The sequence below is a fragment of the Herpetosiphon gulosus genome (genome assembly GCF_039545135.1).
Lineage (GTDB): Bacteria > Chloroflexota > Chloroflexia > Chloroflexales > Herpetosiphonaceae > Herpetosiphon > Herpetosiphon gulosus.
The window spans coordinates 226,773-251,529 of record NZ_BAABRU010000009.1; the positions used below are offsets into that span (position 1 = coordinate 226,773).

Sequence of the window (24,757 nt, forward strand, 5' to 3'; positions counted from 1 at the left end):
CCCCCTACTTTGGTCAAATAATGACATTTTGCACTCAAAAATTAATCAGCGACCGTGTATACTCCGCAAACGTTATCAGCCTTACACAATCGTGCTGCCCAAATTGGGCTAGTTTTGCCACATTTGCCTTAACTTGGTGGCTGTTAGTTGTGTTGCGTCTCTATCACGGCTTTGGAGGTTCCATGCATATTCGATCATCGCGCTCGTTGATTGTCCGAGCAACTTGGCTAGCGCTATTGGCGCTGCTACTCAGTCCGTTTTTGCTTGGCTGGCTTGATCAGGCTGCAACGCCGCAAACGGCGATCGAACGCGCATGGGAATTGGCCGGAGCCAGTGGCAGCTATCGTTATCAAGCGAATATTGAGCAAACAACCTATCCAGTTGCCGCGATCACCAGCGCTGGCCGCGAACCGCAAATCGATCGTTTGGCGCTCGAAGGCCAAGTTGATGCAACCACCAATTATCTCGAAATGCAGCTTTGGAATAGTGCCGATCGCAATCCAGCTAAAGCCCATTCGCTGCGCCTGCTCGAGGGCAAGGTTGAACAACGCCAAGGGCTGGGTCCATGGCAAGCAGGCGATCTGCAAGATCTCAACGGCATTGCCCCTAGCGGCAATTTGCTAAGCTTTTTGATCGGGGCTGACGATGTGCAATTACTGGCCCAAGAATCCCGCTCGTTTGATACAGCCGCTGGAGCAGCCCTCGATTTAACCTTAACTTACGAGCATTATGGCTTTACACTCGATGGCATACGTTTGGCCGAAAAACTTGGGCCAATGCTGGAAGCTCAAATCCGCGCAAGCCGCAATGTTCCGGCCCATGTGGTGCTCGATGCTGGGCGAGCCTATCGCGATATGCAGGGCCACGGCGAAATTTGGATCGACCAAACTGGCCTGCCCCGTCGGATTGCCTTAACCCTCGAATTTCCGGCGCAATCAGGCCAAGGTCGCTCGACAGCGACGATTGTTGGCGATTATAGCGGGTTTGATCAGAGCCGTTTAGCCTTGGCAACCACGCCATTTAGCGCCAACCCAATCAATTGGCTCAGTTTTCGATTAACTGAGCAATTGCCAGCTTTGCGCTTGCTCGTGTTGCAAATGGTAAGTATTGGGCTGGTGCTAGCGCTGATTGGCTGGTGGATGCGGCGCTTGCACAACCGTAAAATTCATGCCTTCACCGTGGGTTTGGTGATTATTTCACTGCTCACAATGCCTTTGTTCCGTGCTGATCTCACGGCGGCCTTTGCTGCCGAACAACAAACCGAGCAGGCTAAATACGATCAACAACGTGCGCAGCATGAAGCGTTGAGCGAGGCCGTTGCTGCCCAGCAAACCAGCAATTGGAACCCCCACCAAAATCCGCGTAGCACGCAACCAAAAGCGGCGCTGCCCGATGCCGATTTAACGGCGTTGTTGCAAGCCCGCCCAGAATTGGCGTTGCCAAGCATGCTGGCCTCAAGCGATCCGACCGATAGCGATGGCGATGGCTTAACCGACTACGATGAAGCGATTTGGGGGGCTTGCCCAAGTGCCAGTTCCAGCAGCGCTGATTGTATTGGAGTCGCCGACTCGACCGATAGTGATGGTGATGGGCTGAGCGATGGGATTGAAGTTAATCAACTTGGCACCTTGCCCGACGAAGCCGATAGCGACGGCGATTTGCTTGATGATCAATTGGAAGTCGCCGGGTTTAGTTTTGGTGGCACGCAATGGTATCTCGATCCCTATGCCAGCGATAGCAATAGCGATGGCTTGACCGATGGCATGGAGTGTCAAGTCTGGGTCGAAATTTCCAGCGATTATGATCCAACGGCAGCCTGCCCCGATGCTGATGCTGATGGCACACCCGATGTGTTTGACCTTGATAATGATAATGATGGGGTCAACGATGCGGTTGATAATTCGCCCAATGGCGTGATTGCCCAAACCTTCAACGGCGATACACCACTTGAACTAAGCATTAATCAACTTGAAACTGACAAGCCGGTCTATGTTGATTTTCAAATTACCCCAACCAATGCCGACCATCTTGATTATTTTGGCACAGTGCTCGATTGGCCAACTGGCGATAGTGCAGGCCAAATTCAGCGCCACTTGGAAACCAACTTTGCCAACACCGAAAATCTGACCTTGCGCAGCAGCGATACCAACGCTGCCAATGGCGATGTTCGGCTTGTGCCAATGCTGCAAATTCGCATGCCCTACACCAGTGGCCACTACGCCAATTTGCCAATCAATGCCAGCTACAGCGGGATTGATCGTAGTTTGGAGATGGCGGTTGATAACTGGCTCGATAGTAGCGCCATTGATCGTTATGATCTGAGTGTTTACGATTCAAACAGCGGCGATGGCGACCTTTTGGCCTATCTGCCAGTCAGTTATGTTTCCGATGAAAGCGATGGTGGGGTGGTTGGCTTTGCGGCGCGGATGTTCTATCAACCAAGCCAAGGCAGCAACGGCCTAGCAACCTGGGGCGCAGCCCATGAAATTCGGCTGGTTTGGTTGGTCGAAATGTTGACCGATAGCTGCACGGATGACACCGACCTCAGCACCTGCGAAGATAGTTATGCGATCATCCAGACCTATTACGATGAGTGGAAATTGGCTGGCCTGACCGTAACCGAGGAGCATGGCACCGATACCGCAATTGTCTACGAAAACCCGACTGAGGATACCAATCTCGCACTCGATAGCGATTTGTGGGTTGCCAGTTGGAACATGAGCAACAGCTTTTTGCGCGGTCGCGATTGCTCAAGCATCAATGGGAGTGGCACATGCACCAGCAACGGCAGCCGCGATGTGACGATCAGCAATTTGGCCAGCAGCATTGATGGCTGGGCAGGCGGCGCGGCCAATCATGGCTTGGCTGTTCAAACGTTTAGCTATAGCCACAACGACGATTATGTTGAAGATTTGACGATCACGCGCACCGCTGAATTGCTTGATAGCGTGTTCACGCCCTATGCCAACCAAACCAATCCAACCTTGCTGTTTGCCAGCGAACATCGCAGCCGTTCGGTCAATGTTGATGACAGCACAATCAGCAGCGCGGCAGTTAGCCTAGATTTTGATGCCGATGCTGTGCCGTTGGTGACCGCAGCCAGCATGAGTTGGGCACCCTATCAATATACTGATGGCGTTTGGGGCAATTACGATCCTGAGCAATATTTGTTGCTGCTGAACACCCTGATGACCAGCGACGAATTTTTTCAAGGCGATGGCTCAAGTACAAGCCTCGATGAAATTAGCGGCAAGCAAATTTGGGGCCAAAGCTATTATGCCGCCTTATTACAAGGCCTCTCGGAGAGCATCGAAAGCGATGGGGATCTGCTTTGGACGGAAAGCATTGAAGTTCCCGAAAGCGTGTATACTCCAGGTTGGCCTTCAGCAACGCCCAAAGGCTTTACCTTTATTGGTTCGGCCTACCTCAATACGATCATCGAATCGGTGAGCAAATTTGCCAAATACAAAGCCATGGGCTACAGCGGCTATAGCTTCTGGAGCGTGATCAACCATGCCTACAAAAAGGGCTTTACTCAATATACCTTTTCCTTTGAGCGCTTGCTGCAAAACAAAAAGAGCCTGGCGTTGCATGGCCTGATTGGGGTAACCACAATTGGCTTGGCAGTTGGCGCAACCTTGTTTGCGGTTGGCTACCTGACTGGCGATGATACAACCTTCCAAGCGGGCTTGTATATTCTGAACGCGGCAACGATTGTTGGGGTTGGTTTGTATATCGCCAATATGATGCATAAATTTTATACGCTCTACCAGAGCGGCATGGGCGTGACCGCGATTCTTAAATCGACAACCATGGCTAATTTTAAGGCGGTGGGTAAATTAGGCTTGGTGCTCGGTACAGTTGTGCCATGGATCATCTTCCTCTCAACATCGGGCAGCGTGCTTTGGAAAATGATTACGACTGGTGAGGGCGGCAGCATCGCGCTCACGGTCTATGTGGCCTATACCCTCGCCAGCACGATTATCACGGTCTTGATGTTTGCCTTGGAATATGTGCCCGGCATCGGTCAAGTCTTTTCGTTCCTCTTTTTGATGGTCTATTTTGTCGATGGGATTTTAGCGATTTTTGGCGTGCGCACGGTGCAAGATCGTATGACTGAAGCGCTTGCCAAGTTGCTCTACGATGTTGATATTGTGATTAAGAATATGGATTCCTCGGATCGCTTACAGATCGATATTGTGGATCGCAGTTTGGCTGAGCCTGAAGCGGGCTTTGTGGTCTCCAACAGCATCACCTACACCATGCGCGTGACCAATACGTTGCGGTATGGAACGCAATATTCAGCATCCGATGCCAACAAAGCTTCGTTCCTGTATACCCTCGACGATGAGCCAGTTGATTATCACGATCAAATTAGCAAAGGCGATATGCGCGGCGATTGGGATGCGATTGGTGGGCGCAAAATTCGCTTGAGCAAAACGATTGTTTCGGTCGATGCTTTGGATTTAGATCGGGTTGGCACGGGGATTAATCGCTCGTTCGATGGCTTGCTCTATTTGAATGAAGCCTATCAACTGCCCTACACTGGTTGCTGGCTTGATGCCTTCAGTTGTAGCACCGAAACCTTTGGCGGCTCCAGCGAATTGAATATTGGCGCAAGCGAAACGCTGGATATACTCCCATCCACGCTGAGCGAATTCTATGCAATGGAGTGGAATGATCGCGGCCAGTTGAGCTTCCCCAGCCAGCGCGATCACGATGGCGATGGCTTGTTCAGCGTTGCTGCGGGCGGAGTTGACCCCGATGATTTGACCCGCGATGCTGATGCTGATTTGTTACTCGATACCTACGAATTGGCGCAGGGCACTGATCCTGAAGCAATCGATACTGATGGCGATGGGCTTGATGATGCCCGCGAATTGACCCTTGGCACCAACCCATTGCTCAACGATAGCGATGGCGATGGGCTTGATGATGGCACTGAAAGCGCAACTGGTTGGCTGATCAGCTACAGCGATGATTCGGGCAATCGCAGTTATACCCGGGTTTGGTCAAACCCCAATGTTGGCGATATTGATGACGACGGCTTGAACGATTTGCAAGAATTCGTGTATGGCTTCAACCCGTGGGTTGCCACCGATGCCTCGTTGATTGATACCTTGGTGCAATTTGCCGACATGGACGTGAGCGAGAGCGATGCCGCCGCAGTCTTGCTACGGCTTGAGGAAAGCGCCGATGCAAGCGTATTTGCCAATAGCGCTAGCACCAGCAATTTTAGTTGTGGTAGCACGTCAACCTGCCCAATCGCGGCCCAACCTGGGCGGTATGGCAATGCGGCCACCTTCGATGGTGTAAACGATTATCTCCAAACGAGTGTGAGCCTCGCGCCAACAGCCTATACCCAAGCAGCCTGGGTTTATCCAACCAGCTCTGATAGCAACTTCCATGGAATTGTAGGTTATCATGGCGGGATTCTGGCACAACGAGCACCCAGCATCTACATGTTTCAAGCGGGACGAGTGCAAGTTGGCTTCGGCGATGGGACGAATTGGAATAGTTTGTCAACCAGCGGAGTGGTGCTAAGCAGCAATACCTGGAGCCACATCGCTACGACCTTCGATGGCACGACCATGCGGTTGTACATCAACGGGGTTGAGCAAGCCAATTCGGTAGCTGCCGCTGGCAAAGTTCCCTATCCCATCAGTACCTTGCGAGTTGGTCGAATCGATAACTATTTTCAAGGTTCAATCGACGAAGTAAACTTGTTTGATCGGGCGCTCTCGGCTAGTGAGGTGGTGGCGCTCAAAGATGGCCGCTACAATCCGAATGATTTGGTTGTGCAGCCAGGCGCGGCCTTGAGCTATTCAACCAGCGTCAGCAATACCCTGGCAGCTCAAGGCATTCATGGTCAACTCATTGGCACGACCAGCGCTAGTGACCCGCTGCTAGCCCAACCAAAAATTGCCTTACGTTTTGAAGAGAGCGATCGCAAGAGCGGTTTTAGCCCAGCTTCCGGCGAGAGCGAAGCCGCGACCTGTGTTGGCATAAGCTGCCCTACCAGCGACTTGGTAAGCGGCACTGATCGCTCAGTGGCCTTCGATGGCGTTGATGATCAGCTTGCGATTGGCACGCTGGCGTATGAAAATGCCTTTCAAGCCTCAACCTTCTCGTTCAAAGTCAAATTGAATGCGCTGCCTAGTGCTGGCAAAACCATGAGCTTGATCGCAACTGAATCAACTCAGGCCTATGGGTTGAATGCTTCAGTCAATAGCAGTGGCAAGTTGGTTGTTGGATTAAATGATGTTAGCCCAAGTTTGACTGGCGTTATCACCATGGCCACCAATACCTGGATTACAATCACGATTAATGTTAATGATAAGCAGTTGCGGGTTTATCAAAATGGCACGCTCGATAGTGGGCTGAATAACAATGTGCGCTTGCGCTTAGTGGTTGGCGCTGGCAAGTTGGGCAATAGCATCGATGGGGCTAGCCCGCTGCATGGCAATCTCAACGATATCAGCATTATCAACAATAATGCTGAAACCGTGTTTGCGCTTGGTTTTGATGAACATAACACCAGCAGCCTGCGCACCAGTTTTGCCAACACTGCCAGCGGTGGTAGCATCGTAACCTGTGCCTCAACCGCAACCTGCCCAAGTTTGACCGCAGGTGCGACCAACGAAGGTCTGCTTTTTGATGGAACCGATGATTATTTGCCTTTGCCCGCAGCGGTAAGTAGCGCGGCTGGCACTAGCGGCTCATTCAGCTTCAAACTGAAATTGAGTGCCTTACCAGCCAGCGGCTCTTATTATTATTTGCTTGATAATGCTTGTTCTAGTTCAGGCGGAGCAGGCTACTGTTTACGAGCCTATATCGACTCAGCAGGCTTGGTCACATTTGGCTTGATCAACCGAACGTCGAGCAGCGTGGCGTTTGGCCCATTCTCGACAACTGCTTCTGGTGGGTTTAGCGGCAAACTTGGTAGCTGGGTTACCGTGACAATTAGCTGGAGTTTGGCGGCAGCGGCTGGCGCAACCAGCAATTTCGCAATCGCCACAACCCATAATGGCACCACCACCACCGCCACCAGCAGCGGCACCAGCACCTACTGGCCATTGATCACGACCGATAGCAATGCGCGGTTTGGCCGCCGCGTTGGTGGCACATTGCCGCTCAAAGGTGCGCTCGATGATTTGGTGGCAACCAGCTATAACCTGAGTTTTGATCAACCAGCCTTCAATGTTGAGCAAATTAATCAGGTTAACGATGGGCGGGTCGCAGATTGTGTTAGCTTCTACAGTTGCCCCGCAACGAACAGCGCTGGCAAATTTGGCGCAGCCCTTAACTTCGATGGTAGCGACGATTATTTGCTGCTTGATCATACAGTTGCCGATGATTTTACGATCGCTTTTTGGATGCAATCGAGCCAAGCCACGGGCAGCGCTAGCGCTTGGTGGCAAGGCAATGGCTTGATCGATGGCGAAGTTGCTGGTAATGCCAACGATTTTGGCATCGCCCTTGGTGATGGCGGCAAAATCTTGTTTGGGGTTGGCAATCCTGCTGCTGGCGATACAACTCTCAAAGGTGGGAGTGTCGCCGATGGCGCTTGGCATCATGTGGTGGCGACCCGGGTCAAGCAAACTGGGGCAATGCGTTTGTATGTTGATGGCGTGCTAGTCGCTAGTGGCACAGGCAACACTGCTAGTCTGAGTGCGCCGCCCTATCTGCGCATCGGCATGATCCAAACTGGCTACAATGCCTATGCTGGCTTGCTCGATGAAATTGTGATTGTGCCAGCAGCGGTTGATTTGGCTGGTGCTCAATTGCTGATGCAAACCACCTATCCAATCATCGACATCGCCGAAGATGTGACAACCTTCCAACTGAATGCGCTTTCGGCCAGCAGCATCAGTGCCATCGCCAACGTCAGCAGCAACGCAGTCACCAGCCGTCATACATTTACCCACGAAGTTGAGGCAGCGATTGATTTGCAATCGGCGATTGATTATCCGGTGACTGATAGCAACGCTGCCAACTTGCCGATCTTACTGCCGTTCGAAGAAGTGCCAGGCGAAACCAACTTTAGCAACTATGGCACAGTCACAGGCTATAGCCAAAACAACGAAATGAAATCGCCAACCTGCTATAGCTCAATTGGCTGCCCAACCGCTGGCTTGCCTGGGGTAGATGGCCGTGCCGCCTACTTCAATGGCAGCGGCGATTGGCTGAGCTGTACGTATTCAGGGGTTTTGGGCTTGCCCTGTGCTTGGAACGAGGTTAATATTCGCACAGTGGCCGCGTGGGTCAAAGCAGATCGCGGCACAATCGCCGATTTCCGTGGCTCGATCGGGGCCAACGGAATCGAGTTGGATTTCAATAGTTTCAAGGTGACCGTCAATAGCACCACCTATCGAATTGCGATCGACTTGCCTGAAAATGAATGGGTGCATGTTGCGGCTACGGTTGATATGACCAGTCGAATTGCCAACGTTTATGTCAATGGAGCCTTGTATGGCTCGACCAGCCTTGGCAGCACTGGCACATACAGCGGTAGTTTCCCATCGATCGGCGCAAATCGAGCTGGAACCTTTGGCAACCTTGGAGCTGATGGCGATTTCTTCCATGGCTATATGGATGATCTGCGCGGCTATACCGTAACCCTCTCAGCAAGCCAAATCAAACAACTCTACAGCGAATCAGCTCCGGCCATGGCCTTTACGTTTGATGCTGATGCTAGCAGTGCCAGCACGGTGATCGATACCTCGGTCAATCGTTATGCTGGCGGGTTGCGCGGCTCAGTTTGTAACACCGTCACCCTGAATTCAGCCGATTTTGGCAATTTTGGCGCTGCTGGCATTAATATTCGCTTGGAGAGTACTGATCAACTGATCTTGAGTATGCCGCTGATCACAACCGCAGTGCAGCAGTTGAATCTTAACCTGCCAATTTGTGGTATCGATAGCCTCATTATTGAAGAAATTGCCAGCAATGGCACAACTTCGAATTATGGCGCGGTTAGCCTGAATGCGGCAAACTCGGGCACAACCTTCAACGTCAATCTTGGCCCATATCCAATTGACCATATTGTGCTGAATTATAGTTATGCCACGCCGACCAGCAGCAGCGCCCCCAGTCTGACCGCTGGCAAAATTGGCCAGAACATGACCTTTGGTGGTTCAGGCGTGATCGAAGTCCAAAGTCCAACTGCTATTTCAGCCCTCACCAGCACATTTACTCTGATGGGCTGGATCAATCCCGATGATGTTGCCGGCTTCCAGCAGTTGATCGCCAGCGGCACGGATGCCACGAGCAATAATGGGTTTAGCTTTGAACTGAACGACGATCTGTTGCAATTCAAAACCTTGGGAGTCAAAACCTACGCCAGCAGTGCCAGCGTGCGAGCCGGAATCTGGCAGCATGTAGCCTTGGTCTTCGATAGCAATTACGATGCCTTGTTCTATATTAACGGTACATTGCAACAAACGATCGATGGCTCTGCGGTCGCCAAGGCCAATAGCGACGATCCAACCTATATTGGCGGTAGCGCTAGCCCAATTGGCGTATTGCAAGGCTTTTTCCGTGGCCAACTCGATCAGCTAGCAATTTACGACCGCCAAATGACCACAGGCGAAATCTATAGCATCTATTTGCGCGATTTACGCTGGTATAGCGCCCGTAGCACAGTTGAACTTCAAATTGATACTGATGCGCCAGTCATCACCTTGCTTAGCGCTGCCGATTATCTGGCAAACCAACCAACAACCTTGGTGGTATCAACAATCGATGCGACTTCCGGCGTGCGCTTGCTTGATGTTGGAGTCAAACAGCCCAATGCCAGCAGCTACACCTGGTCGAGCGCTGGCCTGTGTGCCGAATCGCTCAGCGTCGCGAGCAATGCTGCTTGGTGCTACAACTTTGATCCAACCACTTTGGGCGGGGCAGGCAATTATAGTTTGCAATTCCGCGCTGTCGATGCCGTCGGCAACCAAACAATCTCACCAGCCTATAGCATGAGCGTCGATACCACTGCCCCGAATGCCGCTAGCAGCTATAACGAAACCTGGCAACAACTCAATGCCAGCAGTACTGATGAGCTTGCTTGGACGGTGGCACTCAACGGAACTGTCAGTGATCCAGGCAGCGGCATTGATCCAAGCTCAGTCCAACTAAGCCTGCTCGATAGCAGCGGAGCCTTGGCTGGGCTTGATCAAGCCCAAACTGCCACGGTGAGCGGCAATACCTGGAACATCAATTATGGCTTTGCCAACAAACGTCCATCTGGTCGCTATAGCCTAAGCCTCAGCGCTACCGACATGGTCGGTAATAATTGGTCGGGAATCGTTGGCAGTATCGTGCTTGATGGGCGTGCTCCCAGTATGCAGCTTGATCCAAGCATGCTCACATCACGGATTATCAGCACAACCCCAAATCTGAATGGCTTGCTGGTTGAGCAACCAGCTTGGGGCAGCGAAGTCGCGGCCTTCCACTTTGCCGAAGCCAGTGGCGCAACCAGCTTTAGCGATTACTCGGATACCAATCTGGCAGCTACTTGTAGTGCAAATGCCTGCCCAAGCGGTGTAAGTGGCCTCTTTGGCCGAGCGCTCAACTTCGATGGTAACAACGATAGCCTGACGATTGCCAGCACTACAACCCTTGATTTGAGCGTGGCAAGTTTCAGCGTGTGGGTCAAACCAAGTTGGGTTTCAGGCACATTGGGCTATACGCCAACGATTTTGGCCCAAAGCAATGCTAGCAATAGCAATTGGCGTTGGCAAATGAGCGCCGATTACCGCAGCATGCAATTAACCAATGGCAGTTCAATCACCAGCTTGCCACTCACCTTGGCCGCCAATCAATGGTCGCACGTGGCCTTAGTGCAAGCAGGCGATCGCTGGACTGGCTACTTGAATGGAGTTGCAATTGGCACGATCGAGCAAGCGTTTGGCTCAAACACTGGTTTGCCACTGCACATTGGCTCAAATGGCACAAGTCAGTTTTGGGCAGGCCAACTTGATCAACTAACGATCTACGAACGTGATTTATCGGCGGCTGAAGTCTATGCCTTGGCCCAAAACAAGGTCGCAGGGGTCAGCAAAGCGCAAGTTTGGCTAGCTCCCGACGAAACGATGCTACCAGCTAGCCCGTTGATCAGCTACGATTTTGCTGAAGTGCGTGGCGCAACCAGCTTTGCCGATGCGAGTGGCAATGGCCATGCAGCAACCTGTAGCAACTGTCCAATTGCCACCAATGGCTGGACTGATGCTGAGGCACTGAGTTTTGATGGAGTTAACGATGGCCTGAGCGCCACGATTACTAACAATCTGAGCTTGGCAAACTTTACCCAAGCAGCTTGGATTTATTCAACTGCAACCGATAATGGCTATCATTCAGTGATGGGTTATCAACCAGGCACGCTCAATCAGCATCGCCCACCAAGCATCTATATTACCCAGAAAACGCGCATTCACGCTGGGTTTGGCGATGGCAGCGTGTTCACATCATTGGAAACTGGCTCCGTCCTAACGCCTAATGCTTGGAATCACATCGCAACAACCTTTGATGGTCAAGTCTACCGTGTCTATGTCAATGGCACGGCAGTTTATACCTCGACGGCCAGCGCTGGTCGCACGCCCTATCCGGTTTCCAAGCTAGAGATTGGTAAGGCTGATACCTATTTCAAAGGCGCGATCGACCAAGTGCGCATCTATGATCGAGCACTTTCGGCCAGCGATATTGGGTTGTTGGCTTCAAGCTGGACGAATGCCAGCCTGAGCGAGACAAATACTGCTAGCGCCGATTGGAGTTATCAAATTCCTAATGGCTTGCAAGGCTTGTACAAACTGAGTTTGCGCGGCACCGATACATTCAGCAACACCGAAAGCATTACCACAATTTGGCGTGGGATGCTCGATAGCGTTGCACCTAACGTCTCGATTAGCGCTACGCATCAAGGCGGTGGCTTTGCTGCCTCAACGGTTTACACCATTACCGCCAGTGACATGTTCCTTGATCCAGCGACATTGATCACGCCATGCCAAACGACCAACAGCACGTTGAGCTATAACCAAATGGGCGGGGTTAGCTCGCTAATTGTGGCATGCAGCGTTGCAGGCCATCAGCAAGGGAACGTCAGTGCAACTGTTCGCGATTTGGCGGGGAACCAAGCCAGCATATCCTTTAATCTCCCAATGCCAAGCACCAGCCCAGCGATTTTGATTAGCAGTCCAACGGGCAGCATTACTGGAACTGCGCCGATCAGCATTACAGGGGGAGCGTATGCGCCGATTGGCATTCAAAGCGTGGCAGTTTTGATTAATGGTCAGAGTTTGAGCACGCTCAGCTATGGCGTTGGCATCACCAATACGCTTTGGGCCACAAATTGGCAGCCGCAAACGAGCGGGAGCTACACCATCACGGCGATGTTAACTGCGAGCGATGGCGGGGTTTACACTGATACAATCATGATCAGCGTGCACGAAGCCTATCAATTAACTGTCAACCGTGCAGGCACGGGCAGTGGCTCAATTAGCAGCGAGCCAACAAGCATCAATTGTGGTGATGTTTGTAGCGCCTATTTTGCCGAAAGTAGCGTTATCACCCTGACCGCCACGCCTGCAAGCAATTCCGTGTTTAGCGGTTGGAGTGGCGCGTGTAGTGGCAATAGCCTGTGTGTTGTGCCCATGACCCAAACGCAGAGCGTTACCGCCAGCTTTAGATTGAAGACCTATCCATTGGGCATTAGTTTTGCGGGCACTGGTGATGGCACGGTCAATATTCTGCCAAATGGCGTTAATTGTACCCGCCAAACCCCAGCCTGTTTGCTATTCTTCAATGCCGGAACCGTAGTGACCTTGACGGCTACACCGCTTGCGAATGCCAGCTTTAGTGGTTGGAGCGGCGATTGTAGCGGAACTGCAATATGTGTATTGACGATCGATCGGGCATATAACGTGTCTGCCCGTTTCGATCTGGTCACGCCAACACCAACCGCGACGGTCACAAGCACACCAACCAATACGCCAACCGCGACGGCTACGCCAACGACAACACCAACCGCCACCGCGACAACGACCAGCACGCTCACTGTTACACCAAGTCCAAGCGCTACCGCGACAACTACACCAAGTCCAACCGCAACGAATACGCCAACGGCCACCGCAACGGTGACAATCACGGCCACCGCGACGGCAACAGTAACGCCAACCCCAAGCGCAACGCCAACCCCAAGCGCAACGCCAACCCTAGGCGTAAGCGAATATCGAGTTTATCTACCGATTGCCATGCGCTAAATAGGGTTGAAAACTGGTTCTCGTGCCCTAACCCCCTCGCCTCTCGCCCACTGCGGCGGGAGAGGGGGTCAGCTTACGGGGGTAGGTTTTTAAGGATTAAGGAATGACGCATCACCGAACCAGCGGTATGATTCGGGGTATGAATAACCAATCAAGCTCCGTGAGGTCGTGATGCGTCATGCAGGATTATTAGCATGGGAAGCCGTCGTGTCATCGGATCGCCACTGAATCACGACATTGATTACGGTTTTGGCCTTCATGCAAGTCGTAGCCTTCGCGATTAAATTTCATCTTGTATCCTTGGAGCAATCAGGTTACCCTCGGCGAATCGCTAAGGCTAAACTACGAAACCAAGGATGCCTCATTGCATGTTCGGTATGCATCCGTTGCGCAAAGGCTTGACGATGCTCACTGGTACATCCAAGCTGATACAAATAGTTCCCTAATTTGAGTGCATCAATTGATTTTGGCTCACGCGGTGGAATGCTCATCGCTGGATCATCCCAACGCCAAGGCGGATTCCAATGCTCATATTTTGGCTGTTGATTGCCCAATTCAGACCACATTCGCCAATCTAGCGATACATTTCGAATCTGACGGGGAGCCAGCTGCTGCGTCCATGCAATCTCATGTTGCCAACGTAAGGTATTTGGGCTAGGTTTTTGTTTGATCGTAATGCCTACAAAATTTAAGCGCCGCAAAATCGCCGGCGCATCAAGCCCTTCATGACCAGCCCAATCAAGCCAAAGCTCTAGCAATGCGCCAAAAGTCCCCCCTGAGCAAACGAGATCAATCAAGCTAATCGACAAAGGCCGTTGGGCAATTTGGCGTGGAGTCAAACCAACTGCGGTTAAATAGTCATACATCGCAGGCAAAGCAGTCGGGTGTTTTCGTCGAATCTGTTCAATCGATTCGTCGTAAATTGAGATATTGACCATAGTGCAGCGCCTAGCCCACGGCGTATCAGCCAAAATCCCACGTAGATAATCAAACAAATTTTCTGGCGAACGGCCAATAAAAATCAGATCATTATCCCCAGCCTGGCCGAGTACGCGCACACAGCATGCTTGCAACGCCGCAATAAAGCTGGGTTTTGGCAATGGTTCAGGCTGCTCAAGTAAACTACCAAGCTGCTCATGTTTCGCAATGTTCCAACGAAATGGCTTACTCATTGATACCTGCTCAAGCTAGAAACAAGCAGGAGCATAGCACGGCGGTTTCGTTGGCAGCATCATTCTATGGCTGTAACAAGCCTCATGCTAAAGCTTGATCCACGAAGATCGAAACCGCGAAGGACGCGAAGAGCGCTAAGTTTGGTCAATCTGGTTTGCTGGGATTAAACACATTCCAAAATTTCAACCAACTCACAATTCGTGTGCTTCGCGGTTACATTTCACCTCTCACTCCTTACTAACTTAGAGGAATTTGGCGGTAATACTGCGTTGACAAGCTTTCAAGGCCAACGGTGGGCCTTCAAAAATAATTTCGCCGCCAGCGCTACCGCCCTCAGGCCCGATGTCGATAATCCAATCGGCTTGGCGAATAATATCCAAATGATGTTCGATCAGAATTACCGTATTCTTGAGATCAACTAAGCGATCGATAATCCCCATCAGCAACCCAATATCCGAGCGATGCAGACCTGTGGTTGGCTCGTCCATCACGTAAACGCTGGCCTTTTTGTGCAATTCGGTTGCCAACTTGAGCCGCTGACCCTCACCGCCAGAGATGGTGCTAAGTGGTTGACCAAGTTTCAAATAGCTCAAACCAACGTCGTTCATAGCTTGCAGCACAGGCTTGATCTTCTTTTCGCTGAAGAAATCGAGTGCTTCCTCGGCGGTCATATCTAACACATCGCTGATCGATTTGCCACGCAGCTGATATTCGAGCACTTCGGCTTTGAAACGCTTGCCTTCACAAATTTCACAGGTTGAGGAAATCCCTTCCATAAAGGCTAAATCGGTATAGACCAAGCCCAAGCCATTACAATTATCGCAACTACCGGTCGAGTTGAAGCTGAATAACGAGGCGCTCACTCCATTGGCCTTGGCAAAGGTCTGGCGAATATCATCCATAATTCCGGTGTAGGTGGCCGGAGCCGAACGGCTATTAGCAGTCACCCGTGATTGATCGATCACAATTGCATTAGGGTGTTGGCTCAAAAAGACTTCATTAATTAAGGTGCTTTTGCCTGAGCCAGCTACACCTGTCACCACGGTCAGCACGCCAGTAGGAATATTGACATTGACATTTTTGAGATTATGTAAATTGGCATTAACAATCGGCAAGTAGCCAGTTGGCTGGCGCGAATGCTGTTTGGTTGGCACTGCTTGCTGCAAATAGCGCCCAGTTAGCGTATTTGAACGCTTGAGATCAGCATAACTACCTTCAAACACCACCTCACCGCCGTGCACACCTGCGCGTGGCCCAATATCGACAATATGGTCGGCAATCGCAATCACATCGGGATCATGCTCAACCACCAGCACGGTATTGCCTTTATCACGTAACTGTTGCAACAAACGATTCAGCCGTGCCACATCACGCGCATGCAAGCCCACACTTGGCTCATCGAGAATATAGAGCATTTCGGTTAAGCTATTGCCAAGATGCCGAATCATCTTGACCCGCTGTGATTCGCCGCCAGAGAGCGTCGAGGTTTCGCGGCTCAAGCTCAAATAGCCCAAGCCAATATCCACTAGTTGCTGCATGCGCTCCAACAACTTGGCCGCCACCCGATCGCCAATTGGATCAGTAACATCAGCCAAAAAGCTAATCAAATCAGTCGCTTCAAAATCGGCTAATTCGGCAATGTTGCGGCCAGCAATCCGACAATTCAGCGCTGCTTGGGTCAAACGCCCGCCATGACAAAGTGGGCAGATTTGCGAGGAGGTAAATTGCTCAAACACCGCTCGATTGCGATCGGACATGGCTGCTGCATCTTTTTTGAGGTACATGCGCTCGAAACGTTCCAGCAAACCTTCATATTTCGAGCTAAATTCGCCCCATGAAACCTTAAGATCAGCGCCATACAAAAATGCTTGCAATTCCTGTTCGTTATAATCGCGAATTGGCTTATCGTTATCGAACAAACCAGAAAGTGGATACATCTTCCACATCCACTTGCCAACTTTGAATTCGGGATGCAAAATCGCGCCCTCATTCAGCGATTTGCTGCGATCAAGCAATTTATCCATATCCAGCTGAACCGTTTTGCCAATGCCTTCACATTCGGGGCACATACCTTGGGGCGTGTTGAACGAAAAGGCATAGCCAGGCCCAACATAAGGCTGACCAATCCGCGAGAATAGCAAGCGCAGCAACACCGCAATATCGGTGTAGGTTCCGACGGTTGAGCGCGAACCACCGCCAACCCGCTTTTGGTCGATGATAATTGGCGAGTTGAGATGTTCGATCCGCTCGACATCGGGCTGGCCATAATGCGGCAAAAAGCCTTGCACAAAAAAGGTAAAGGTTTCATTGAGTTGGCGTTGAGCCTCGGCGGCAATCGTATCAAAGACCAACGACGATTTCCCCGAACCAGAGACTCCGGTAAAGACTGTCACCCGTTGTTTTGGAATATTCAAGGAAATATTTTTGAGGTTGTTTTCGCGTGCGCCATACACCTCAATAAACGCTCGATCCTGCATCATCAGACTCCTTGATAACTACAAATCTCTGGTCGCTTAGTTCATGGCCTCACCCCACCCCCTCTCCCACTGCGGCGAGCGAGGGGCTTTTTGTTTAGTGGTTCCCCCTCGCCTGCTGGGTGGGAGAGGGGGTTAGGGGGTGAGGGCATATAACCACAATCACTAGCTCCGTAACGTGCTACACTTGTGATCCGAATTTATTCTAGAACATAGATGCAAGTGTAGGGAGTTTTAGGTGATCAAAGCTCCTTTTTACGCTCAAATTACCGATCAAAGTCTCAATTTTCATATGAGGGTTTAACATGAATGTTGGGCGTTATTTCCGCACCGTTGACCTAGCTAAAGCGATTAATGTCAGTGTTCAGCAGGTGCGTAATTACCAAGCTGAGGGCTTTTTGCCCAGCGTCGAACGTGGCTCCAACGGCTATCGCCAATATACCCAACACCATATCGATGCGCTCAAAACTGCCCATCAGGTGATCAAGGGTTATGGTTGGTGCAACGCTCAGCAAATTATGGCGGCATTGCATCAAGCCGATCATCAAACAGCGTTTAATCTGATCAACCAACATCATGCCAAGCTCGACACTATTCGTCAGCAGCTTGATCAAACTCTGACCTTGCTCAAAGCCGTTGCTGATCAACTGCCGCCCAGTCCACGCCACACCCAGCGCATCTTGGTCGGTGAGGCTGCTAAAGCGGTGGGTGTGCCCATCTCGGCCTTGCGCTTTTGGGAGCAACAAGGCCTATTGCAGCCGATTCGCCAAGCCTCAAACAACTACCGCTATTACGATGAACGCCAATTGCGCCGTCTACGAATTATCGTTTTATTACGTCAAGCTAATGCCGATTTTAGCTCGATTCGCACAACCTTGGAGACGCTTGATCAACAACAACCCCAACGGGCTGTCGCCGCCATCGAACAGCGCCGTGCCGCTTTGGCCCAACAAAGCTGGGAATGTTTACAAGCAAACACAGCTTTAGTGAGCTATATCCAAAGCTATTTGCCGCTGAAACCAATGAGTATTATTTAGTCATTACTTCAAATTATCAAGTTAATTATAGCACAAATGTTTCAAATATCTCATATCTAAACCACATTTACAGCAATTTTGGCGAAATTGAGCGAAGCGTGCAAAAAAAAATATGTTTCTGCATCTATATACAGCAGAGACTATTGGATAGCTTATCGGAGGAAACGCCATGACCCCTGAGCAAGAACAACGCTTCAACCAATTATTGGCTGAAATTCGCGATCCCTATGCCTCGTTAGAAGGCGCAATTCGCGAGTTAGAACAGCTGATTTGGACGTTGCAAAGCCAACATTCGATTTCAAGCCTGCGCGTGCGTCAAGCCAAAGTTCTCATTCAAATGATGCAATTAACCCTGCACCAGCAAATCCCCGCCAATCGGCGCTTGATTCAGGCCTTATGTGCCAGCGAAAAAGCTTTTGCTCCAACCCGATTGGCAATGTGTGCTTAGTCAATAAAGTAGATAAGGAGCCGATTTATGCAAATGCAAGGATTGTTGGCTGATTTATTTTTGAAAATCGATGCAATTAGCATGACCATCGCAGTTCAAGCTGATCTCTCAAGTGATGTCGATAGCCAAGTTTGCGCCTGTGCTAACCTTTTATTTGCCACCCTAACCAACGAAATCCCTTTTGATGAAACAATGACGACGGTTTTGGAGCAAATGGTTGCCCAATTTACGCCCCCAACGCCACCAACGTTGGCCGTTTAACCGAAAAAGCAGCAGCAATCACCACCATGATTGCTGCTGCTTTCAATCATTATCGGCTTGAACTTGGTTTATTGCTGTGGCACGGCGGCCAACAAATATTCCAACACATCAACCGCACTAAAGCCTTGGGGATGCAATTCGAGCAAGGCCGAGACAGTTTTGATATCATCGCCTAGCGTCACCAAGGCTTGCTCGGTATACTCTTTGCGTTGCTGAGGCATGCCGATATTGGCAAATAAGGCATTACACAAACATTTACGCCCAGTTGTATCGTTGATATCACCGCCCTTTTTGACATATTGATCGACTGGCTCGGCTGGACAGCGAAAGCCCATCGTACCATCTTCACGCGGGTAGGCCACTCGCAAATAACCCAAATCGCAGATCCGTGGCCGTTCTTTGTAGGTTGGCTCCAAAGCTAGCGTCGTATTGAGTTCGGCAACTTTAAATGGAAAACCGGTCGGTGAAGCCAAGGCATCAGTATAAATATTTAAGCTGTCATTGGCAATATCAGTCAACAACGATTGGCGAATCTCAGGGCTAAACCCTGAATCGTTGGATAAAGCGAAAGCTGTGCCAACTTGGATGCCAACCGCACCACTGGCCAAAGCTTCGGCCAAACGCTCAGGCGAACCATATGAGCCAGCCAGCCAGAAGGGCAACCCTAAATCTTGCAACTTGACCAAATCGACCACATCGCGCTGGCCATAGACTGGCTCACCGCGTTCATTGAAAACCGCTTGACCCCGTGGCGGAGCATTGTGGCCGCCAGCGGTCGGGCCTTCGACGATAAAGCCATTAACTTTACCAGTCGCTTTTTTGGCCAAGGCAATCGCCAAGGTGTTCGAGGCAATAATCGCCAAAAATTCTGGGCGTTTGAGCGACGCTGGCGGATTATCGAACATCTCACGTGGATCGAAATGCACAACTAATTTATCATCGGCCCCAGCTTGCTCAACGTAAATATTCAGGCTAGCAGCCTCGCCAACCGCAAACTGATCAAGCACACCAGGAATTTCACGCGGAATACCCGCACCCATCAGTACATAATCAACATCGGCCAACATTGCGCCATACAAAGCCGATAGATTGGGCATTTGCACCTTTTCGAGCAAATTGATGCCCACCACCCCGGCATGGCCCTCTTTAGCCAAAAATACCTCGACAAACGCGGCGACAACATTCAAAATCTGCCATTCTGCCGAAGGTACGGCGGTGTACATCGGCACAGCTTTATACGGCTGATCGGCAGGCTTACCACCTTCTATAAAATAGCGCTCGAGAATGCGCTCGACATAGCCAGCAATTGGAAACTGAGCCAATGCTCGACGCATCGCCCCATCGCGATCGCCCTCTTGCAAACGCCGAGCAAGCACTACATTGATCCCGGTTCCAGAAACTACGCCAAGTTGACCTGCACTTGCAACGGCCTTGGCCAGCCGCCAATCAGATACGGCGACACCCATTCCGCCTTGAATTACAATGGGAAAACGCATGAGGCTGCTCCATGTTTAGTAAGCTATTGCGTGATTGTATGCTATCCTATTAGCCACAACGTAGTGAATTATAGCCCCTTGTGGCAGATTTCTCTACAATGCAGTGCGTCAAACGCATTGCATTAGGCTAAAAACATGGTATAGTTGCGCCGTTTTGACAACGCATTTATGGAGGAATTCCCTGTGAATATTTGGCATGATGTGCCATTTGGCGACGATGCGCCAGAAGTTATTAACGTTGTGATTGAAATTCCCCGTGGCTCACGCAACAAGTATGAAATCGATAAAGATACAGGTTTGGTCAAGCTTGATCGGGTGCTTTCATCAGCCGTTTACTACCCCGGCGATTATGGCTTGATTCCGCAAACCTACTGCGAAGATGGCGATCCGCTGGATGTGATTTTGCTGCTCAACTTCCCAACCTTCCCTGGTTGTTTGGTTGAAGCCCGCCCAATTGGCGTATTCGGCATGATCGACGGTGGCGAAAACGACGATAAAATTCTGGCCGTGCCCGCCAACGATCCCTATTTTGCCAATATCAAAGATTTGGCCGATGTGCCCCCCCACTTCATCAAAGAAGTGACCCAATTCTTTGCTTCATACAAAGCCTTAGAAAACAAAACCGTGCAAGTTGGCGAATGGCAAGGAGCCGAGGCCGCTAAACAACGCGTCCAAGCTTCGATTCAACTGTACAACGAAAATTTCCGCAAAGCTGAATAATTAAGTTTCCCACTTGGCCCCTTGCCCACTGCGGCGGGTGAGGGGCACAGCTGTCGCATAGTCAATAGTCTGCGCTAACGCCTAGCCCCTGACCTCTGAATCCTAAGCCCTCATCTGTAAGTCATGGCCCATAATCAGCCCATTAGCCAAACTGACATTAACCAACAAACTCTTCGTTTTAGCACTACAACCCGCCCAAGCAGAGTTTCCGGAGGATGGATCGATGGCTTCAGTTGGAAAGATCGTAAGTTTGGGCGGATTGATAATTACAGTACTCGCAGGTTTACAATTTCAAACTCCTGCGCTTCAAGCGCAAAGCCCAAATACAGGCTATAGCTACCAAAGCCTTGGCACGCTGGGCGGTCACGATAGCTACCCCAGCGATATTAATGATTTTGGGCGAATTGCTGGTACTGCAGAAACCGAGTTCTCAGAGATTCGTGCTTTTGTATGGCGACGGGGCACGCTGACTGATCTTGGCACGCTCGGCGGCGATCAAAGCTATGGCTATGGCATCAACGACACTGGCTATGTCGTTGGCGAAAGCAGCACCAACGCCAATCAACGCCGCGCCTTCTACTGGCGCGAAGGGGTAATGCTCGATCTTGGCACACTCGGCGGCAGAGTTAGCACTGCGCTCGATGTGAGTAATGGTGAACGAGTGGTCGGGCGCAGCACCACCAGCAATGGCGCAACCCATGCTTTTATGTGGTATCGCGGCACAATGAGCGATCTTGGCACGCTTGGCGGCAATTATAGTACCGCCAACGAGATCAACGACAATAAGGTGATTGTTGGTTGGAGCACCAATGCCAGCGGTGAAACTCGGGCTTGTATGTGGAAAAATGGCGCAATTATTGATCTTGGCGTACCTGGAGTCAAAAGCTATGCCTACGCGGTCAATAACAGCGAACAAGTGGTTGGCATGATGGAATTGAGCGATGGCCAACGCCATGCCTTCTTATGGCAAAACGGCGTAACCACCGATTTAAGCGCGGGATTGAACCAATATAGCACGGCCAACGATATTAATGATGCTGGCACAATTGTGGGTTTTAGTGGCGATGATAGCACTCCACTGGCCGCAACTGTTTGGCGCAACGGCACAGTGTTACGCATGGGGCCATTCAGCCAAGGCCCGAACGAACATCAAACCATCGCAACCTCAATTAACGAAGCCAATCAAATTGTCGGCTACGATATCGCTAGCGATGATAGTGCTTCTACTACTGTTGGTATGCTCTGGCAACTTGAGCCATAGCCATTAAATTGATTGAAATGCGACAACTGGCCCCTGAACACTCACGCTCACCTGCATCTTGGGCGCAAGATCAAGTCGCGGGCCAGTTCGCGCCGCAATCATCAAATCGCCAATCTGGAGATCAAGCAGTTGATCATGGCCATAAAAGCGTTGGCCTAAAATTTGGCCACGACCCCTAGGATCGGGCACAAGATTCAGTGCCTCAGGCCGAATCATCAGAGTCACTGGGCCATGCATTGGTTTAGTTAAGAGCAACTGGCCCAACGCACATTCAACCCGATTTTCACGTGCAACCCCAGGCAAAAAGTTGGCCTCGCCCACAAACTGTGCCACAGCTTGGCTGGTTGGGCGCAAATAAAGTTCATGTGGGCTAGCACTTTGCAGCACCTTGCCACCAAGCATCACCGTCACTTGATCAGCTAAACTCAAGGCTTCTTCTTGATCGTGAGTTACAAACAGGGCGGTCGCCCCAACTTGGCGCAAAATCTGTTTGGTAGCCGTGCGCACTTGGTCACGCAAGCCTGCATCGAGGTTGGAAAACGGCTCATCGAGAAGTAATAATTGAGGTTTGGGAGCTAAGGCCCGCGCCAAAGCGACCCGCTGTTGTTGACCGCCCGAAAGCTCATGGGGCATGCGTTGGGCCAAACCTTCCAAGCCGACTAATTCCAGCAATTCATCAATCCGTTGCTGTTTGTTAGCTTGACGACCCAAGCCATAGCCAATATTCTGGCCCACGGTCAGATGCGGAAACAAGGCATACTCTTGAAACACCATGCCAATCTGGCGTTGCTCAGGCGGAACTTGGCTTTTGCTGTTGGCAATTTCGCGCTCACCAAGCCAAATCTGGCCTTGATCAAGGGTTTCAAATCCAGCAATTAAGCGCAGTAAGGTAGTTTTGCCGCAACCCGAAGGCCCAAGCAATGCCCCCAAACTGCCTTGGGGCAGCTGAAAATCAACCTGATCTAGAACGGTAGTGGCATTGAAGGTTTTGCTAACTCCCCGACAGTTAATGGCTAAATTGGCTGTGTGCATGGTTGTGATCTCACGTCTTGCGTTCATTGGCCAGCAGCAATGCCAACGAAGCACCTGCTGCGACCATCAACAATAACGCTGGTAAGGCGGTCTGGGAAAAACGTAATTCGGCAGTGTTGTTCCAAATATCGGTGGCCAAGGTATGAAAGCCAGTTGGCCCCAAGAGCAAGGTTGCTGGTAATTCTTTCAAGGTCGAAAGAAACACCAAGGCTGCGCCCGAAATAATGCCTGGACGTAATAATGGCAAGGTAACACTCAGCACCACTCGCCAAGCTGGCTGCCCAAGCGAACGCCCTGCTTCTTCCAAGCGCGGATTAATTTGCAATAAACTGGTGCGTAGGCTGCCAATCGCTTGCGGCAAAAAGCGCACAGCATAGGCCAAAATCAACAAGCCCAAGGTTTGGTAGGCCCAAGGCAGATAATTAGCACCCCAAAAGACTAACGCTAGTGCGACCACAATTCCAGGCAGTGCATAGCCAATATAGGTTGCTCGCTCAATCAAACTGGTCAATCGGCTGGGATGGCGCACGGCTAAGAAAACCACTGGAAAGGCCAAAATAATCGTGACTAAGGCCGCTAAACTAGCAGCGAGCAGTGAATTGGCTAAATCTGTTAGTTGCAAGTTCCAAGTTTGGCCTGCTCGTAGGCCGATAATCAGCCACGCTACGATTGCCACAATTGGCAAAACGACCGCAAACACCACCACAATCGCGCAAAAGATTAAGGCAGGCCAACGCCAAACTCCTAGCGCAACCAATTTGGGTTGGCGGCTAACCCCAGCCGACGAGCGATAATAACGGGCACGGCCACGACTCAAGGCTTCGGCGGCCAATAAACCACAGGCCAAACCAACCAGCAACAACGACAACACCGCCGCCCCAGTTCGATCAAACGAAGCGCGATATTGCAAATAAATCGCTCGTGTAAACGAATTGTAGCGCAATAACGAAACTGCGCCGAAATCGCTCAAGGCATACAAGATCACCAACAAACTACCTGCTGCCAAGGCTGGGCGCAACTGTGGCAGGGTGATCCGCCAGAAAATTTGGCTTGAGCGTTGACCGAGCGAACGGGCAGCTTCTTCTAGCGCAGGGTCGAGTTTGCGCAAGGCAACCCGCACATTTAACACAATGTAGGGATAGCCAAACAGAATCAAGGCTCCAGCAGCGCCCCAAAAGCCATAGACTTCGGGCAAGCGCTCAACCCCCAAAGGTTCGAGCCATTGCTGTACCAAACCGCGCGGCCCCAACACTGCAATAATCGCCCATGCCCCGATATAAGAAGGAATCGCCATTGGCAGCATAATTAATGTTAGCCAAATTCGCGCTCCTGGTAAATTGGTGCGGGTGGTCAGCCATGCCAAGGGCAAGCCGATCAAGAGTGAGCCAGCAGTCACCGTAATTGCCAGCAACGCCGAGCCAGTGAACACTCGCAAGGTACTAGGGCGTTGTAATTGTGCCCATGCTGATGAGCCGGCCTCGCTGGTGCGTAACAGCAAGTAGCCAACTGGCAAAACCATGATTAACGCAATTAGGCCAGCACTGATTGTTAAGAACAGTGCTGACCAACGGCGAGATCGAAAGCGCAAATGTTTAAAAACCATAG

11 protein-coding genes are annotated in these 24,757 nt (G+C 51.0%); 6 read left to right on the forward strand and 5 right to left on the reverse strand.

Annotated elements, in window-relative coordinates; genetic code table 11:
- The first annotated feature begins 182 nt into the window (after positions 1-182).
- On the forward strand, positions 183-13,250 hold the full coding sequence (locus ABEB26_RS14110) for a LamG-like jellyroll fold domain-containing protein (RefSeq protein ID WP_345722673.1): 13,068 nt from the start codon (positions 183-185) through the stop codon (positions 13,248-13,250).
- 314 nt (positions 13,251-13,564) lie between these two features.
- Here the strand turns inward: ABEB26_RS14110 and ABEB26_RS14115 are convergent, their stop codons facing one another.
- Both ABEB26_RS14115 and ABEB26_RS14120 read right to left on the reverse strand, forming a co-directional pair.
- Positions 13,565-14,422, reverse strand: coding sequence for a hypothetical protein (locus ABEB26_RS14115; protein WP_345722674.1), 858 nt, complete (start codon positions 14,420-14,422; stop codon positions 13,565-13,567).
- Between the two features lie 243 nt (positions 14,423-14,665).
- Positions 14,666-16,903 carry an ATP-binding cassette domain-containing protein gene (locus ABEB26_RS14120; RefSeq protein ID WP_345722675.1) on the reverse strand — a complete coding sequence of 746 codons (2,238 nt, stop codon included), beginning with the start codon at positions 16,901-16,903 and terminating at the stop codon, positions 14,666-14,668.
- Positions 16,904-17,202: 299 nt separating this feature from the next.
- Here ABEB26_RS14120 and ABEB26_RS14125 point away from each other — a divergent pair, with 299 nt between their 5' ends.
- From ABEB26_RS14125 to ABEB26_RS14135, 3 genes are all read left to right on the forward strand, one after another.
- The gene (locus tag ABEB26_RS14125; RefSeq protein WP_345722676.1) at positions 17,203-17,934 is read left to right on the forward strand and encodes a MerR family transcriptional regulator; all 732 of its coding nucleotides are present in this window, start codon (positions 17,203-17,205) and stop codon (positions 17,932-17,934) included.
- A gap of 169 nt (positions 17,935-18,103) precedes the next feature.
- Positions 18,104-18,382 carry a hypothetical protein gene (locus tag ABEB26_RS14130; RefSeq protein WP_345722677.1) on the forward strand — a complete coding sequence of 93 codons (279 nt, stop codon included), beginning with the start codon at positions 18,104-18,106 and terminating at the stop codon, positions 18,380-18,382.
- 27 nt (positions 18,383-18,409) lie between these two features.
- The gene (locus tag ABEB26_RS14135; protein ID WP_345722678.1) at positions 18,410-18,643 is read left to right on the forward strand and encodes a hypothetical protein; all 234 of its coding nucleotides are present in this window, start codon (positions 18,410-18,412) and stop codon (positions 18,641-18,643) included.
- Between the two features lie 68 nt (positions 18,644-18,711).
- Here ABEB26_RS14135 and ABEB26_RS14140 read toward each other — a convergent pair whose 3' ends face one another.
- Positions 18,712-20,139 carry a nitronate monooxygenase gene (locus ABEB26_RS14140; protein WP_345722679.1) on the reverse strand — a complete coding sequence of 476 codons (1,428 nt, stop codon included), beginning with the start codon at positions 20,137-20,139 and terminating at the stop codon, positions 18,712-18,714.
- 183 nt (positions 20,140-20,322) lie between these two features.
- Here ABEB26_RS14140 and ABEB26_RS14145 point away from each other — a divergent pair, with 183 nt between their 5' ends.
- Together ABEB26_RS14145 and ABEB26_RS14150 are read left to right on the forward strand one after the other, a co-directional pair.
- Positions 20,323-20,859 carry an inorganic diphosphatase gene (locus tag ABEB26_RS14145; protein ID WP_345722680.1) on the forward strand — a complete coding sequence of 179 codons (537 nt, stop codon included), beginning with the start codon at positions 20,323-20,325 and terminating at the stop codon, positions 20,857-20,859.
- Between the two features lie 223 nt (positions 20,860-21,082).
- Positions 21,083-22,120 (forward strand): HAF repeat-containing protein, encoded by a 1,038-nt coding sequence (locus ABEB26_RS14150; RefSeq protein WP_345722681.1) that lies wholly within the window; start codon positions 21,083-21,085, stop codon positions 22,118-22,120.
- A gap of 3 nt (positions 22,121-22,123) precedes the next feature.
- Here the strand turns inward: ABEB26_RS14150 and ABEB26_RS14155 are convergent, their stop codons facing one another.
- Positions 22,124-23,179 (reverse strand): ABC transporter ATP-binding protein, encoded by a 1,056-nt coding sequence (locus ABEB26_RS14155; protein ID WP_345722682.1) that lies wholly within the window; start codon positions 23,177-23,179, stop codon positions 22,124-22,126.
- Positions 23,163-24,740, reverse strand: a complete 1,578-nt coding sequence (locus tag ABEB26_RS14160; RefSeq protein ID WP_345722683.1) for an ABC transporter permease — start codon at positions 24,738-24,740, stop codon at positions 23,163-23,165. Before ABEB26_RS14160 ends, ABEB26_RS14155 begins: the two co-directional genes overlap by 17 nt.
- Positions 24,741-24,757 lie beyond the last annotated feature (17 nt).